The organism is Geodermatophilus sp. SYSU D01105 (assembly GCF_054050095.1).
In genome coordinates this window covers 1-15121 of record NZ_JBJGYR010000014.1, presented here as the reverse complement: position 1 = coordinate 15121, position 15121 = coordinate 1, and the positions used below count along the sequence as shown (strand labels likewise).

Genomic DNA, 15121 nt, shown 5'->3' with positions numbered 1-15121 from the left:
GCTCGCGAGCTCGCTCACGCCGGCCGGCGGCCGAGCCGGTCCAGTTCCCGCAGCCCCGGCGTGGCCTCGATGACCCGCGTGAAGCTCACCTTCTCGCTGGCCAGGGTCAGCGCGACCACACCGGCCAGCAGGCCGGACCGGGCCGGCCGGCCGGGCAGCGCGGCCAGTCGCAGGCCCAGCAGCGCGCCGACGGCGTTGGCGCCGCAGTCGCCGAGCATGACCCGCTCCCCCAGGTCGGCGGGCAGGACGGCGAGGCTCGCGCCGAGCGGCCCGGCCACCAGGGTCCCCGCCGGGCTGCCGAGACCGGCGGCAGCGACCAGCGCCGCGGCCTTGGCCGCCCGCCCGGGACGCAGGTCGAGCAGGTTGACCAGGTTGGCCGTGCCGGCGACCAGGCCGGTGGTGAGGACGGCGTCGGCGAGCGCGCCGGCGCCCCTGCCGCGCCGCGTGAGCAGCGCGGCGGCCGCCGCGGCGGCGCCGATGCCGGCGACCTTGACCGCGCCGGCCGAGACCCGACCGGCCCGCAGTGCACGCAGGTGCCCGGCCAGCCCCTTGTCGCGGGCCTGCTCGGGGCGGGCGCCGGCGAGGTCGTCGTAGCCACCGACGAGTCCGGAGACGGTGCCGACGACCGCGGCCGCGGTCCGCCACCCGGGGAGGGCGCCGGCGACCGCGCTCCCGGTGGCCGCGGCGGCCAGCGCCGGGCCGCCGAGCAGGGTGACCGGCCGGCCGGCGTAGTTGGTGCGCCGCCACGGGGCGCCGGCCGGGCGGGCGGTGACCGCGGCCGCCGCGGCCAGGCCCAGCCGTGCCGCGGCCGCGCCGCCGAGCGCGAGGAGCGCCCGGCGCCGCGTGCCGCCGTCCGCGCGGCGGGTCACGGGGTGGCGGCCGGCACCGGCGGCACCGGCTGGGTGTCCTCGCCGGAGCCGTACTTGCCGGAGGTGCCCTCGCGCTCCCGGGTCAGCGCCAGGACCGTGCTGACCCGGCCGGCCGCGCTGTCGACGTTGTCGACGGTGGACACGGCGGCGGAGGTCTCGGGGTCGGCGCGGATCACGCCCACCAGGCCGGTCTCGCCTGCCGAGTCGGCGTCGCCGGCGACCACCGCGCCGGACCCGCGCGCGTCCAGGGCCAGCGCCAGGTCGACCAGGGTGCCGGTGCGCTCCTCGGCGTCCTCCTCGGGAGAGGACCCGGTGGTGAGGACGACGGCGTAGTCGGCCGGGGTCACCGACGGCGACTCCTGGGTGAGCACCTCCAGGGCGGACAGCCCGGCGAGCACCGAGGACAGTGCGGCGGTGTCCGGGGCCGGCCCGTCGACCGGGCGGATGAGCACCTGGGACAGCAGCGCGGCAACCAGCTGGCCGGTGTCGTCGGTCTCGGGGAGGGTGACCCCCGTCGGCAGCCCCGGCCCGGTGACGTAGCTCTGCAGGCCGCTGGCTGTCGCCGGGTCGGTGTACTCGGGCTGGAGCTGCACGGTGCCGGTCACGGTGCCACCGGCCTGTCCGATGAGGGTGGAGACCTCGTCGACGGTGTCGGCGGCCACCTCCTCGCCGGTGGTCACGAGGACGACGCTGCGGCCCTGGAGGCTGCCGGCGACCAGGGCCGGGGCGACCGCCTCCTCGAAGGCGTCCCCGGTGTCCAGCTGGGCCTGCAGGTCCCGGTTGGTGTCCTCCAGGTCGCGCTTGTCCTGCGTCAGCGCGCCCACCTGGGTCTCGAGGTCGGCGAGGATCGGCTGGTTGAGCGCGGTCGTGCCGATGACGATGCCCAGCGCCACGGCCAGGAAGACCGCGATCAGCGAGACCAGGTGGTAGCGGAAGTCGATCACGAGAAGAGGTTCTCCAGCCAGAACACGAAGCTGTTCCATTGGTCGACCAGCAGGTCGAAGTAGACGCGGCCGGCCGCCGAGACCGCGAGGGCCGACCCGATGGCGAGGAACGCGGCCAGCACCAGGACGACCAGCGCGGTGGTGGAGATGCGGCTGCGGTAGAGCCGGCTCACACCCTTGGCGTCGACCAGCTTGCCGCCCAGGCGCAGCCGGGTGAGGAAGGTCGAGGCCATGCCGCCGCGGCCCTTGTCGAGGAACTCCACGAGCGTGGCGTGCGTGCCGACCGCGACGATGAGCTTGGCGCCCTTCTCGTCGGCCAGCAGCATCGCGATGTCCTCGCTGGTCGCCGCGGCCGGGAAGGTGATCGCGTCGACGCCGAGGTCCTGGACGCGGGCCAGGCCCGGAGCGCGGCCGTCGGCGTAGGCGTGGACGACGACCTCGGCGCCCGAGCGCAGCACGTCGTCGCTCACCGAGTCCATGTCCCCGATGATCATGTCGGGCTGGTAGCCGGCCTCCTTGAGCGCGTCGGCGCCGCCGTCGACGCCGATGAGGACCGGCCGGTAGTCGCGGATGTAGGACCGCAGCGCCTGCAGGTCCTCCTTGTAGTCGTAGCCGCGGACGACGACGAGGACGTGCCGGCCCTCGATCGGGGTGACCACGTCGGGCACGCCGACGCCGTCGAGCAGCAGCGCGCGCTCGCGCTTCATGTACTCCATCGTGTTGGTGGCGAAGGCCTCCAACTGCGTCGACAGCCCGGCCTTCGCCTCGGCCATCGCCTCGGCGATCGTCTCGGGGGTCTGCTCGGTGCCCTCGGCGACCACGGTGCCGTCGTCCAGGACCAGCCGGTTCCCGTCGAGGCGGGCGTGGGCGCCCTCCTTGACCGCGGTGAGGACCTCCTTGCCCACGTCGTCGACGAGCGGGATGCCGGCGTTGGTGAGGATCTCGGGGCCGAGGTTCGGGTAGCGGCCGGAGATGCTGGCCGAGGCGTTGACGACCGCGGCCACCCGGCAGGCGACGAGGGAGTCGGCGCTGACGCGGTCGATGTCGACGTGGTCGATGACGGCGATGTCACCGGGCCGCAGCCGCTTGGTGAGGTTCTTCGTGCGGCGGTCCAGCCGCACGGTGCCGGTCACTCCGGGGGCCGCCTCGGGAGCCCGGCCGCGACGCAGGGAACCGATGCGCATCCCTGCACTCTCCCACGGGGGTGCTCCCGCACCGCCGTCCGACGCACGTGTGCAACGTCTCGCACACGCTCCGTGTCCGACACTTCGGGAACCGCGACACGCCAGACACGCCGGTCGCAGCGGCCCTACCGGGGTCCCCGGCGGCGCTGTCTAGCGTTGCCCGGGTGACACCAGGGGCGCATGCGGTCGGGCGGACACACGAGGACGACGACCTGCGCGCCGATGCCCCGAGGGAGGCCCCGGACGCCGACGCCGGCGCGCCGGCCCCCGAGGAGGACGACCCCGCGCACGAGGCTCCCCCGCCACCCCTGCCCGGCGCCACGGCGCCCGCGCCGGCACCTGCGGGCGCGGCCGCCGCACCCGCCGACCCCGCGCGGGGCCGGCGCGGGCGGCGTGCCCGGCGTGGCCCGGGCCTGCGCGAGCGCCGCCGTCAGCAGACCCGGGCCACGATCGTCGACGCGGCCGCGGAACTGTTCGCCGAGCGGGGGTTCGACGCGGTCAGCGTCGTGGAGATCGCCCAGCGGGCGGGCGTGGTGGAGAAGACCGTCTTCAACCACTTCCCCGTCAAGGAGGGGCTGGTCTTCGAGGCCGACCCGCCGATGCGGGCCGCGCTGCTCGACGCGGTGCGCACCCGGCCGGCCGGCGAGTCGGTCACCGCGGCGGCCGGCACCTTCGTCGTCCGGGCCATGAGCGGCCTCGGGGCACCCGAGGCGGCGGCCGGCGTGGCGGAGATGGCGCGCATCATCCGCGGCAGCCACACCCTGCAGGTGCGGGAGCGGGAGATCCTCGGCGAGCTCACCACCGCGCTGGCCGGGCTGATCGCCGAGGAGACCCGGCCGGAGCCCGGGGAGCTGGCGCCCTGGCTGGCGGCCCACTCGGTGCTCGGCCTGTACGCGGCGCTGCTGGAGCTGGCCCGCGACCGGGTGCTGGCCGGCGTCACCGGCCCGGAGTTGACCGCGGAGCTGCGGGCCCGCGGTGAGCGCGGGCTGGCCCTGCTGCAGTTCGGCCTCGCGGGGTACGCCAAGCGGCGGTGACATGGCGGTCCTCCGGACCGCACCACGGTGACGTCGTGGTCCGACCGGACCGCACCGCGGCCGGGTGCCGTCCCCCTGCCGCGTTCAGCTCTCCCCGTGTCCCGGTCGGGAGGCCCTCCGGGCCTCGCGACCGGTCCACTCCCGGCGCTCCCCGTCCGTCCGCGGCCGGGCACCCGGCGTCGACGGTGCGGTCCCGACCCTCCCCTCGAGGGTCGCCGGCGCCTCAGAGCTCGATCTGCAGGGCGCGGAGCAGCTGGGTGGAGCGGTCGCCGGGGATGTCCGGGTCCTGGGTGAACAGCGCGACGGCGACCATGTACTCGTCCTCCCCGGTCCACCCGCGGCCCTCGGCGCACAGCCGGCGGATGTGCTCGCGGACCTTGGGCTCGGAGCTGTAGGGGCCGTAGTCCAGGCCCATGGCCAGGAAGTTCGCGACCCGGTAGCCGAGGTCGCCCGCGGTGCGCACGGTCGTCCCCGGGTCGGAGTAGCTGGGGACGGCGACGACCACGTTGCGGTACCCGGCCTTGAGCAGCTGCAGGGCCAGGTCGTTGCCGTACACCCCGCCCCACAACTCCGGCATGAGGATGTCGCGGTCCGGCGCCGGGATGTAGGGCGGGTTGGCGATCACCGTCGACACCGGCGGACCCCCCGCGGAGTCCGCGCCGTCGAAGAAGTCGCCGAGCTCCACCGTGTAGCGATCGGCCACCCCGCGGGCGGCGATGTTCTCGCGGGCCTGCTCGACCGAGGGCGCGCTGATGTCGAAGCTGCGCACCCGCAGCGCCGGCAGACCGGCCACCACGTCGGCGATCGCGGTGGCGTCACCGGTGCCGAGCTCGACGACCCCCTCCCGTTCCCAGCCCAGCTGGTCGCGGTAGTGCTGCAGCAACACGCAGACGGAGAACCCGTAGTGCGCCGACTCGTCGGCGGAGGAGAAGCAGCTCACCGGGCGGCACCGGCGGTCGGGCGGGCGGCACCGGCGGTCGGGCGGGCGGCGAGGTGGTCGACGGTGACCAGGCATCGATTGCGCACGACCGACCCCTACCCCGGCCGACTCGCGGCCACGCCTCCCCTCGCCTGACCGGGCGATGTGCCCGGTCAGGCCGCCGCGCGGGCGGTCGCCGCGACCGCGAGCAGCTCCCGGGCGTGGGCCTGCCCGGTGTCGCTGTCGGTGAGCCCGGAGAGCATCCGGGCCAGCTCCCGCACGCGGTCCTCGCCGTCGACCGCGCGGATGTCGGTGGCGGTCACGCCCGCGCCGGTGTCCGGGGACTTGTCGACGACCAGGTGGGTGTCGGCGAAGGCGGCCACCTGCGCCAGGTGGGTGACGACGACGACCTGGTGGTCGCGGGCCAGCCGCGCCAGGCGCCGGCCGATCTCCCCCGCGGCCTGGCCGCCCACGCCGGCGTCGACCTCGTCGAAGACCATCACCGGCACCGGGTCGGCCCCGGCGAAGACCACCTCGATGGCGAGCATGACCCGGGACAGCTCACCGCCGGACGCGCCCTTGTGCACCGGCCGCGGCGGTGCGCCGGGGTGGGCGGCCATGAGCAGCGCCACCTCGTCGATGCCCTCGGGGCCCGGCGCGCCGGCGTCGCTGTCGACGGAGAAGGAGACGCGGGCGCTCTTCATCGCCAGCCCGGCCAGCTCCCGGCCGACCTCCGCGGCGAACCCGTCGGCAGCCGCACGCCGCCCATCCGAGATCCGGGCGGCGAGGTCGTCGACCTCGGCCCGGGCGGCGTCGCGGGCGGCCTCCAACGCCTCGAGCGCCTCGTCGGAGACGTCGAGCTCGTCGAGCCGGCGGCGCGCGTCCTCGGCCCACGCCAGCACCCCGGCGACGCCCTCACCCACGTCGGCGTACTTGCGCACCAGGGCGGTGATCGCCGCGCGGCGGTCGAGCACCTCGGCCAGCCGCGCGGGGTCGGCGTCGAGGTCGGCGACGTAGCTGGCCAGCTGGCCCGCCACGTCGGAGACCACGGCGACGGCGTCGGCGAGGTCCTGCGCGAGCATCACCAGGGTGGGGTCGTCGGAGGAGGCCAGCGCCCGCTCGGCGATGGCCAGCGCCGCGGTGGCGTCCTGCGGCAGGTCGTCGCCGAGGTCGCCGGTGACGTCGCCGACCAGCGCGGTGCGGGCCTCGTCGGCGGCGGCCCGGAGCGCGTCGGCGTCGCTGAGCCGCCGCGCCTGGGTGTCCAGCTCCTCGTCCTCGCCGGGCTGCGGCGCGACCGCGTCGATCTCCTCGAGCCCGTGCCGCAGCACGTCCGCGGCCTGGGAGAGTTCCCGGGCCTGGCCGCGACGCCGCTCGAGGTCGGCGACGAGCTCCCGCCAGCGCGCGTACGCCGTCCGGTACCGGTCGAGCAGCTCCAGGTGCGCCGGTCCGGCGTAACGGTCCAGCGCGCGCCGCTGCTCGGCCGGGCGGGAGAGCCGCAACTGGTCGCTCTGCCCGTGCACGGCGAGCAGGGACTCGGCCATCTCCGCGATCACCCCGACCGGCACGCTGCGACCTCCCAGGTGGGCGCGCGAGCGGCCCTCGGCGCTCACCGTGCGGGCGAGGATGAGACTGCCGTCGTCGTCGGGGTCCGCGCCGGCGTCGGCGGCCCGCTCCCACACCGGCGAGTCGGCGGGCAGCGCCAGCCGGCCCTCGACCCCCGCCCGGCCGTTGGCGCGCACCCTCCCGGGGTCGGCGCGGCCGCCGAAGAGCAGGGTCAGGCCGGTGACGACCATCGTCTTGCCGGCGCCGGTCTCCCCGGTGACGACGGTGAGGCCGTCGCCGAGCTCGAGGGTGACGTCGTCGATGGCGCCGAGGCCACGGATGCGCAGCTCGGTGAGCCGGCCCAGCCGGTTGCGCGTCGCCGGCCGGTCGCCGCCGGTGGCAGGCTCGTTCCCCGCGACCGACCCCGGCGGGGCGACCGGCTGCGGCCCGGCGGCCGTCGGGTCGCCCGAGGGGGTCGCCCCGCGGGCCGCCCGCTTCTCACGCGTCGTCGTCCGTGCCGCCACCGCGGCCCTCCTCTCCGGGGTCCCCGCCGACGAAGCCGCGGGTGAGCACGTTGCGGGTGGGGGTGAGCTCGTGCCCGGGGTCGTGCCGGCGGGCGTCGCGGAACCCACGGACCGGTAGGCCGAACTTGGCCACCAGCCGGTCGCCGAAGGTGGTCGCGTGGACCCGCGCGATGCGCACCGGCCGGGCGGCCCGGCGGACGTCGACCCGCCCGCCCTCGGGGACCTCCAGCGCCCGGCGACCGTCAGCCGAGACCCGTGCCCGGTTGCCGTCGGCAGGGATGGCCACGGTGAGCACCGAGTCCGGGGAGGTGACCAGCGGCCGGCCGAACAGCGCGTGGGCGTTGGACGGCACCACGAGCATGGCCTCGACGTCCGGCCACACCACCGGGCCGCCCGCGGAGAACGCGTAGGCGGTGGACCCGGTCGGCGTCGAGAACAGCACCCCGTCGCAGCCGAAGCTGGTCAGCGGCCGCCCGTCGATCGCCACGACGACGTCGAGGACCCGCGACCGCTCGGACTTCTCCACCGACGCCTCGTTGAGCGCCCACGTGCCGCCCACGACGGCGCCGGTGGCGTCGAGGACGTCGACCTCGATGGCCAGCCGCTTCTCCACGGAGTACTCGCACCGCTCGATGGCGGTGAGGGTCTCCTCGACCGCCTCGGGCTCGGTCTCGGCGAGGAAGCCGACCCGGCCGAGGTTGACGCCCATGAGCGCGGCGTTGCTGTACCGGGCGAGCTCGGCGGCCCGCAGGAAGGTGCCGTCGCCGCCGAAGACCATCACGATCTCCGCGCCCCGGGCGGCCTCCGCGTCGGCCGGCACCACCTCGGCGCCCTCGATGCCGAGCTCGGCCGCCTCCTCCTCCAGCAGCCGCACGGTGATGCCGGCCTTGGCCAGGCGGGCGGCAGAGCTGCGTGCGAGCTCGACGATGTCCTGCCGGCCGGTGTGGACGGCGAGCAGGACGTGCCGGCTCCCGCTGGGCGCCCACAGCGTGGGACTGACCTCGCTCACGGTGCCTCCTCGGTGCTGCGTGCCGGCGACGGTGCCGGCACGAGTGCGCTGACGCGCTCCCTCACGATGGTCCTTCCTCGACGGCCCGGTGCACGTCGACCTCCCGGGGCGGCCCGGCGTCACGACGCAGCCAGAGGAAGAACTCCACGTTCCCCGCGGGCCCGGGCAGAGGGCTGGCGACCACGCCGGCCGTCCCCCACCCGAGCTCGGCGGCGGCGCGGGCGACCTCCAGCACCGCGGACTCCCGGTGCGCCGGGTCGCGCACGACCCCGCCCGCACCCAGGCGCTCGCGGCCGACCTCGAACTGCGGCTTGACCATGGGCAGCAGGTCGGCCCCGGCGGTCGCGCAGGCAGTGAGCGCCGGCAGCACCAGCCGCAGCGAGATGAAGGAGAGGTCGGCGACCACCAGGTCGACCGGCCCGCCGACCTGCTCGGGGGTCAGCGAGCGGACGTTGGTGCGCTCGAGCACGGTGACCCGCTCGTCGGTGCGCAGGGACCAGGCCAGCTCGCCGTACCCGACGTCGACGGCGACCACCTCCCGGGCTCCCCGGCTCAGGAGCACCTCGGTGAAGCCGCCGGTGGAGGCGCCGGCGTCCAGGGCTCGCCGGCCCTCGACGGGGACGGGGAAGGCCTCGAGGGCACCGAGCAGCTTGTGCGCGCCGCGGGACACCCAGCTCGGTTCGTCGGGGTCGGTGCGCACGACCACGGGGGTGTTGGCGTCGACCCCCGTGGCGGGCTTCGTGGCGGCCCGGCCGGAGACGGCGACCCTCCCCTCGGCGATCAGCGCGACGGCGTGCTCGCGGGAGCGGGCCAGCCCGCGCCGCACGAGCTCTGCGTCGAGCCTGCTGCGGCGGACCATCAGAGCTCGTCGATCGTGGCCAGCTCGCGCTGCAGCCGTGCGTGCTCGGCCTCGAACACGGCCACGTGCTCGGCGACCGGCCGCCGGTCGAGGTCGGCGGGGAGCGTGGCGACCTGCGGCTCGGGCTCGGTCGTCGCCGCCTGCTGGTGGCGGGCCGCCGGGCCCGGGACCTGGACCGGCGCCGGACCGCCCGACGGACGCGGGCCGGGCCGTGGAGGCCCCGGGACCGGTCGCGGTCGACTCGGTTCGGTCATCGTGCGCCTCTCCGGATGGGGTGGTCGCGGCGCCGTGCCGCAGGGATGGGGCGAGCGCTCGCCGCGGAGCGCTCCTCGGGGACGGGCCCTGGTCCGCGAGGTTACCGGCCGGGGACGACGCGCACGGGCCGCCGACCGGGGATAGCCTCCGCCCGCCCCGTCCCTTCTCACCGTGGAGGCCTGCCCGCGTGGCCACGATGGAACAGTGCATGACCGCCCTCAAGACCGTGCTCGGTGACCTCGCGGCCAGCCCGGCGGCCGAGGGCCTGGACCGGAGCCTGTCCTGCCGGCTCCCCGACCTCGGCCAGGTCGTCCGCGGGCGGCTGGCCCGGGGACGGGTCCACGAGCTGCGCGCCGAGCCGGAGGACCAGTCGCTGGAGAAGGCCGACATCCGGCTGACGATGGCCAGTGACGACCTCGTTGCGCTCACCGAGGGGCAGCTGTCGTTCGGCCCGGCCTGGGCGACCGGCCGGGTCAAGCTCGAGGCTGGCCTCCGCGACATGCTGCGGCTGCGCAAGATGCTCTGAGCCGGCGTCCGCGTCCCGCGCATCGTCCGACCTCAGCCGGCGACGGCGACGGGCACGGCGGGCACGTCAGCCCCCCAGCGCCCAGCGCGCGAGCGCGGCCGCGGCCACCTCGTCGGCCGCCCGCACGGCAGCGGGGACGCCCGAGTCGGGGTGCCCGGCCCAGTGGGCGACGCAGAGGGCGCGCAGCCCGTCGAGGCCGTCGCCGCGGTCGCCGGGCCTCGGGTCGCAGCTGAGCTGGAGCGGGCCGCCCTCCCCCACCGGCTGCACCCACCAGCCACGGCAACGCCACCGGTCCACCTCGCGCACCACGGGCGGGTGCGCGACGAGCAGCCCGGACGCGTCGGCGGACAGCAGGTCGGGCCGGCGCTGCGGCTCGGCGGCCAGCAACGCCAAGGGATCGGTGACGCCGGAGAACACCAGCAGGCTGTCCGCGCCGGCCCGCCGACCTCCCTCGATGTCGGTGTCGAGGCGGTCGCCCACCACCAGGGGCCGGCGGGCGGCGGTCCGGCGGACGCACTCGGCGTGCATGGCGGGGTCGGGCTTGCCGGTCACCAGCGGCGGCCGGCCGGTGACGCCGGCGACCACCCCCACCATCGCACCGTTGCCCGGCAGAGGGCCGCGGGGCGAGGGGATCGTGGCGTCGGTGTTGGTGGCGACGTGCTGCGCGCCGTTTCGGACGGCGACGACCGCCTCGGCCAGCTGCGCCCATCCGACCTCGCGCCCGTAGCCCTGCACGACCGCCGCCGGGTCGTCGTCCGCGCGCTCGACCACGGTCAGCCCGGCGGCTCGGAGCGCCGCAGCGACCCCGGGCCCCCCGACCGGCAGGACCCGCGCGCCGGCGCCCAGCCGCTGGGCCACCACCGAGGCGGCCGCCTGCGAGCTGGTGATCACGTCGCCGGGGGCGGCGGGTACCCCCAGTTCGGTCAGGTGCCGGGCGACCTCCTCGGGAGGCCGCGCCGCGTTGTTGGTGACGAAGCCCAGCCGCATCCCGGCTGTCCGGGCCGCGGCCAGCGCGGCGGGCACACCCGGCACCGCCTCCGGCCCGACGTACACCACGCCGTCGAGGTCCAGCAGCGCCACGTCGTGGACCGACGTGGGCGGTTCCGCGGTCCCGGCGGCCAGGGACGGGAGTGCGGAGGCGGTCACGGGGTGGCCCCCGACCGTCGGGCCCGGACACCGCGCAGGGCCCGCGAGTAGTGGGTCACGTCCGGGCGCATGGCCACGGCGAGGGCCAGGTGCTCGGCGGCCAGGTCCAGGTCACCGGCCCGGCTGGCGGCCAGCCCCAGGCCGAACTGCGCGTAGTCGTCTGTCGGGTTGCGGCTGATCAGCTCGCTGAAGGTCCCGATGGCCTCGTCGTAGCGCCCGGCGTCGTACTGGGCCCGGGCCAGCGCCTCGAGCAGGCTGCGCGACCCGGGTTCGGCCTCGGCGGCGCGGGCGAGGAGGGTCGCCGCGGCCTCCGGGTCACGGTTGGCCAGCAGTCGCAGCCCGCGCTGGTACCACTCGTACACACCGCCCTCGGGAGCCCCCGTGTCACCCACTCCTGCCCCCTCGGTCCGGGTGGTGCCTCCAGCCGGCGCCCGCACCGCCGGCCCGCTGTCGGGACCGGCCGCGACGGCGGACCGTTGTGCACCACTCCTACGATCCTCATCGTGCCCTCGTCGTCGGCGGACTCCCCGCACCCCGCAGCGACAGGGCTCGACGTCCGGCCCTTCCGCGCCCTGACCTACCGGCAACGAGACCCCGGACACCTGGCCCGGGTGAGCTCGCCAGCCTACGACCTGGTGACGCCGGATGGGCGGGAGCGCCTGGCCAAGGCCGATCCGCACAACATCGTCCGCCTGATCCTCCCCCGCGTCGCGCCGGCTCCGGGCGACGCCGGCGCGGATGGACTGCGGCGGTCGGTCGAGCAGGCGGCCCGGACGCTGGGCGAGTGGCGGGCCGCCGGGGTGTTGGAGCGGGACGATGACCCGGCGCTGTGGGTCTACGAGATGCGCTCCCCCGACGGGGCGGCAGCCACGGTCGGCTGGCTGGCCGCCGTCGGCCTGCCCCCGCCCGGGTCCCGGGCCGTGCTGCCCCACGAGGACACCTACCCGGTCGCCGTGGAGGGCCGCCGGGCACTCCTGGCCGCGACGGGCACCGACCTGGAGCCGATCGTCCTGGCCCACGATCCCGACCCCGAGGTGTCCCGGCTCACCGCCGCCGTGAGCGCGGGGCAACCGACCCTGGTGGTGACCGACGCCGACCAGGTCCGGCACACGCTGTGGCGGGTCACCGATCCCGGCCTCCTGGAACGGGTGGCCGCCGGCCTCGCCCGTACCGGCGCGGTCATCGCCGACGGGCACCACCGCTTCGCCGCCGCCCAGGCGCACGCGCGGGCTCGACCCGACGTCCCCGGCGCGCAGGCCATCCTCGCCCTCGTGACCCCCATGGGGCCGGGCGGACTGCGCGTGCACGGCATCCACCGGGTGCTCCCGGACCTGCCACTGGACGAGGCGATGGGCCGGGCCACCGGCGGCTTCGCCGTGGGTGAGCTCGAGGTCACCGACGGCGGGACGGTCGCCGTCGCACGCCGGTGGCTGGCCGACCCCGGGGAGTCCGGCCTGCTGGTCAGCGACGGCGACCGCCTGGTGCGGCTGGACCGCCCGACGGAGGAGGTGCGGGCCGCCGTCCCCGCCCAGGCGCCGAGCGCCTGGCGGGCGCTCGACGTCGTGCTCGCGCACCACGGGCTGTTCCAGACGCTGTGGGACCGCGGGGACGACACCGGGTCGGTCGCGGTCGCCCACACGCTGGAGGAGGCGCTCAGCGGCGCACGGGCGCGTCACGGGGTCACCGTCCTGCTGCGGGCTCCCTCGCCGGCCGACGTCGCCGCGGTGGCGCGGGCGGGTGCGCGGATGCCTCGGAAGTCGACGCTGTTCGTCCCCAAGCCGCGCACCGGCCTGGTGCTCCGCCCGCACACGGACTGACCGGGCACTCACGCGGTCGCGACCGCTGTGCCGCCGGACGAGCGGGGCACCTTGCGGCCGCGCCGGCAGTTGACCTCGCACACCGACGCGGTGCCGTGAGGGGTGCGCCAGAAGCGGCGCTGCAGCGCCCCCTCGACCTCCACGACGTCACCCGGCTCCCAGGCGGCGACCCGGCGCTGCAGCGCCCGGTCATAGGTGATGCAGCTGAGGACGTCGACCGACTGGCCGCGCGCCCGGGGCTCGGGGCGGCGCACCACCAGCCGGAAGGTGACCAGCGTGTCCCCGCTGGGGAGGGTGCGCAGCTCCGCGGGGGCCGAGAGCCGCCCGCGGAGCACCACGTCGTTCCGATCGATGACTGCCACGCTCATGACGGCAGCCTGGCCGCCGACACGGTCGTGGCACAGGCTCCGCGCCCGCCTGTGGAACGCCGCACCCGGTGTGGACGGGTGCTGGCCCTGTGTCGGTGGTCAGTGCTGCCCGGGGTCCTCCGGCGGGTCGATCTCGCCCAGCAGCTCGGCCACCTCGGCCTCGATGTCCTCCTCGAGCACCGGCTCCTGGTCGTCGTCCGTCTCCGGAATCGGCGGCGTGGACGACCCGGCCCCGAGCTCCGCGGCTGCCTGGGGCTCCGGGATCGCCTCGGGCGCCGGGGTCGGCTCCTCGCCGGGCAGCTCCTCCTCGGAGAACTCCACGTCCGGCTCCTCGGGGGTGTGCGCGGCGACGACCTCGGACCACTCGCGGGCGAGTGCCGCCTCGCCGGCCGCCTCCAGGAGATCGGCGTAGGCGCCGGCCAGGCGCAGCGTCGCGGGGTCGCCGAGGTCGACCGACTCCGGACGCGGCCGGCCACCGAGGGCCGCCTCCAGCACCAGCCGGGCCGCGGGGAGCTCGCCGAGGTCCTGCCGGGCGCCGGCCTCCACCAACCGCAACTCCACCGTCTCCGCGGCGTCCGGGCCCTCGTCCAGCGCCTCCCGCACGAGGCGCAGCGCCACCTCCGGCCTCCCCAGCGCGCGCTCACAGTCGGCGAGGACGGCGCGGTAGCCCTCGTCGCCGCTCATCCGCCGGTAGGCGCGCAGCTCCCGGGCGGCCTCGGCGTAGTCGCCTGCGTGGTATGCGGCCACCCCGACCGCCTCGCGCACGACCGCGAGCCGTGAGGCGCGGTCCCGCGCCGCGCGGGCGTGCGCGAGCGCCTCGGCCGGGTCGTCGTCGACGAGCGTGCCCGCGGCGACGAGGTGCGCGGCCACGCGGGTGGCGTTGCGCGGATCGAGCCCACGAAGCGCCTGACGGACCGACGCGTCGAGGTCGCGCGGGTCGGCCCACTCGGGGATCTCCGGGCCCGGAAGCACCGGCGGCGTGCGGTCGGCCCGGGCGCTCGAGGGAGGACGGCCCGGTCGTTCCGCCGAGGGGCGGCGGTCCCGCCAGTCCCCGCCGGCACCGCCAGCGCGCTGTGGACGACGTTCCTGCCAGGACCCACCCGCCGCCGCGCCGGGACGCCGCGGACGGTCTCCGGCCGGACGCCTGTCCTGCCAGCCGCCCCGCTCCGGCTCGGCGGGCCGGCGACGCTCGCCGGCCGGCTGATCCGCGGGAGGACGTCGGTCGCCCGAGCTCCCCCGAGGCCCGCCGCTCCGCTGCCAGGTGCCCCGGTCACCTCCGGTGCTGTCACCTTCGGGACGGCGGTCACGCCAGTTCCCGCGGGCGTCGCCGGGTCGCTGTGGGCGGTCCCGCTGCGGGCGCCGGTCCTGCCACGCCCCGCGGCCCTCGGCCGCCCCCTGGGGGCGGTCAGCTCCGGGACGGCTGTCACGCCAGTCCCCGCGGGCGTCGCCGGGTCGCTGTGGGCGGTCCCGCTGCGGGCGCCGGTCCTGCCACTCCGACCGTGGTCCCCCCGCGCGGGGCGCGCCCTCGCGCTGCGGCCGATCCCGCCGATGCGGCTGGTCGGCCTGTGGCCGACGGTCACCCTGGGGCCGGCGGTCCCGCCAGTCGCCCCCCGCCCCGGCGGACCGTTGCCCCTGAGCGCCCTCTGGACGGTCGCCGTCACGACGCTCCTCCCTCGACCGGCGGTCCTGCCCGTCATCGCGACGCGGCCGGCCGGCCCCCGCCCCACCACCGGTGGGACGCCGCCCCGGGTAGCCACCCTGGCCGCCGGACCCCCCGGAACGTGGGTACCCGGGGCGCTGCGGCCGCCCCTGGCCGCCGCTGCGGCCGCCGCGCGGACCGCCCTGTCCACCGGCGCCGCCAGCGCCTCGTCGGGGAGAAGTCATGGCTGTCTGCGTACCTCGATGCTGACTGCAGCACTCACCGGTGCCGAGATGGGATCCCCTGGAAACACGAGAACGGGGGTCAGAGCCACGTGGCTCTGACCCCCGTTCCGTGAATGGTTGTCCGGCGGCGTCCTACTCTCCCACCCCGTCTCCAGGGCAGTACCATCGGCGCTGAGAGGCTTAGCTTCCGGGTTCGGAATGGTACCGGGCGTTTCCCTCTCGCCATGGCCGCCGTAACGCT

15 protein-coding genes and 1 rRNA gene are annotated in these 15121 nt (G+C 76.8%); 3 read left to right on the top strand and 13 right to left on the bottom strand.

The genetic code is table 11. From position 1 onward, the window contains the following. Positions 1-14: 14 nt before the first annotated feature. Genes ACI79I_RS14500 through steA form a run of 3 tightly spaced genes read right to left on the bottom strand, consistent with a single transcriptional unit; the run spans position 15 to position 2997 of the window. Positions 15-869 carry a hypothetical protein gene (locus tag ACI79I_RS14500; protein ID WP_456993013.1) on the bottom strand — a complete coding sequence of 285 codons (855 nt, stop codon included), beginning with the start codon at positions 867-869 and terminating at the stop codon, positions 15-17. Continuing rightward, positions 866-1813 carry a copper transporter gene (locus ACI79I_RS14495; RefSeq protein WP_456993012.1) on the bottom strand — a complete coding sequence of 316 codons (948 nt, stop codon included), beginning with the start codon at positions 1811-1813 and terminating at the stop codon, positions 866-868. Before ACI79I_RS14495 ends, ACI79I_RS14500 begins: the two co-directional genes overlap by 4 nt. Further along, positions 1810-2997: a putative cytokinetic ring protein SteA gene (steA, locus tag ACI79I_RS14490; protein ID WP_456993011.1), complete on the bottom strand. Its 1188-nt coding sequence runs from the start codon at positions 2995-2997 to the stop codon at positions 1810-1812. Before steA ends, ACI79I_RS14495 begins: the two co-directional genes overlap by 4 nt. Before the next feature lie 164 nt (positions 2998-3161). Between steA and ACI79I_RS14485 the strand changes: the two genes are divergently transcribed. Next, entirely contained in the window at positions 3162-4031 is an 870-nt protein-coding gene (locus ACI79I_RS14485; protein ID WP_456993010.1) for a TetR/AcrR family transcriptional regulator, read from the top strand. Positions 4032-4254: 223 nt separating this feature from the next. Here ACI79I_RS14485 and ACI79I_RS14480 read toward each other — a convergent pair whose 3' ends face one another. The 5 genes from ACI79I_RS14480 to ACI79I_RS14460 form a co-directional block, all read right to left on the bottom strand. Next, a complete protein-coding gene (locus ACI79I_RS14480; RefSeq protein WP_456993009.1) occupies positions 4255-4971 on the bottom strand; it encodes a methylase in 717 nt (238 codons plus the stop codon). Between the two features lie 152 nt (positions 4972-5123). After that, positions 5124-7016 carry a DNA repair protein RecN gene (recN, locus tag ACI79I_RS14475; RefSeq protein WP_456993008.1) on the bottom strand — a complete coding sequence of 631 codons (1893 nt, stop codon included), beginning with the start codon at positions 7014-7016 and terminating at the stop codon, positions 5124-5126. After that, complete coding sequence (locus tag ACI79I_RS14470; protein WP_456946967.1) at positions 6991-8025, bottom strand: NAD kinase; 1035 nt, start codon at positions 8023-8025, stop codon at positions 6991-6993. Before ACI79I_RS14470 ends, recN begins: the two co-directional genes overlap by 26 nt. A 61-nt stretch (positions 8026-8086) precedes the next feature. Further along, positions 8087-8884, bottom strand: coding sequence for a TlyA family RNA methyltransferase (locus ACI79I_RS14465; RefSeq protein WP_456993007.1), 798 nt, complete (start codon positions 8882-8884; stop codon positions 8087-8089). Beyond that, the gene (locus ACI79I_RS14460; protein WP_456993006.1) at positions 8884-9138 is read right to left on the bottom strand and encodes a hypothetical protein; all 255 of its coding nucleotides are present in this window, start codon (positions 9136-9138) and stop codon (positions 8884-8886) included. The genes ACI79I_RS14465 and ACI79I_RS14460 overlap by 1 nt, the downstream gene beginning before the upstream one ends. 209 nt (positions 9139-9347) lie before the next feature. On the opposite strand from ACI79I_RS14460, the gene ACI79I_RS14455 reads away from it, so the two are divergent. Beyond that, a complete protein-coding gene (locus tag ACI79I_RS14455; RefSeq protein ID WP_456993005.1) occupies positions 9348-9665 on the top strand; it encodes an alkyl sulfatase C-terminal domain-containing protein in 318 nt (105 codons plus the stop codon). 66 nt (positions 9666-9731) lie between these two features. Here ACI79I_RS14455 and ACI79I_RS14450 read toward each other — a convergent pair whose 3' ends face one another. Both ACI79I_RS14450 and ACI79I_RS14445 read right to left on the bottom strand, forming a co-directional pair. Then, positions 9732-10811 carry an HAD-IIA family hydrolase gene (locus ACI79I_RS14450; protein WP_456993004.1) on the bottom strand — a complete coding sequence of 360 codons (1080 nt, stop codon included), beginning with the start codon at positions 10809-10811 and terminating at the stop codon, positions 9732-9734. Next, positions 10808-11203, bottom strand: a complete 396-nt coding sequence (locus tag ACI79I_RS14445) for a tetratricopeptide repeat protein (protein WP_456993003.1) — start codon at positions 11201-11203, stop codon at positions 10808-10810. The genes ACI79I_RS14450 and ACI79I_RS14445 overlap by 4 nt, the downstream gene beginning before the upstream one ends. Positions 11204-11314: 111 nt before the next feature. Between ACI79I_RS14445 and ACI79I_RS14440 the strand changes: the two genes are divergently transcribed. Next, on the top strand, positions 11315-12628 hold the full coding sequence (locus tag ACI79I_RS14440; RefSeq protein ID WP_456993002.1) for a DUF1015 domain-containing protein: 1314 nt from the start codon (positions 11315-11317) through the stop codon (positions 12626-12628). 8 nt (positions 12629-12636) lie between these two features. Here ACI79I_RS14440 and ACI79I_RS14435 read toward each other — a convergent pair whose 3' ends face one another. The 3 genes from ACI79I_RS14435 to rrf form a co-directional block, all read right to left on the bottom strand. Beyond that, entirely contained in the window at positions 12637-12996 is a 360-nt protein-coding gene (locus tag ACI79I_RS14435) for a single-stranded DNA-binding protein (protein WP_456993001.1), read from the bottom strand. Between the two features lie 99 nt (positions 12997-13095). Continuing rightward, on the bottom strand, positions 13096-13866 hold the full coding sequence (locus ACI79I_RS14430; RefSeq protein ID WP_456993000.1) for a tetratricopeptide repeat protein: 771 nt from the start codon (positions 13864-13866) through the stop codon (positions 13096-13098). A 1133-nt stretch (positions 13867-14999) separates the two neighbouring features. Further along, positions 15000-15116, bottom strand: a 5S ribosomal RNA gene (rrf, locus tag ACI79I_RS14425). Positions 15117-15121: the final 5 nt, after the last annotated feature.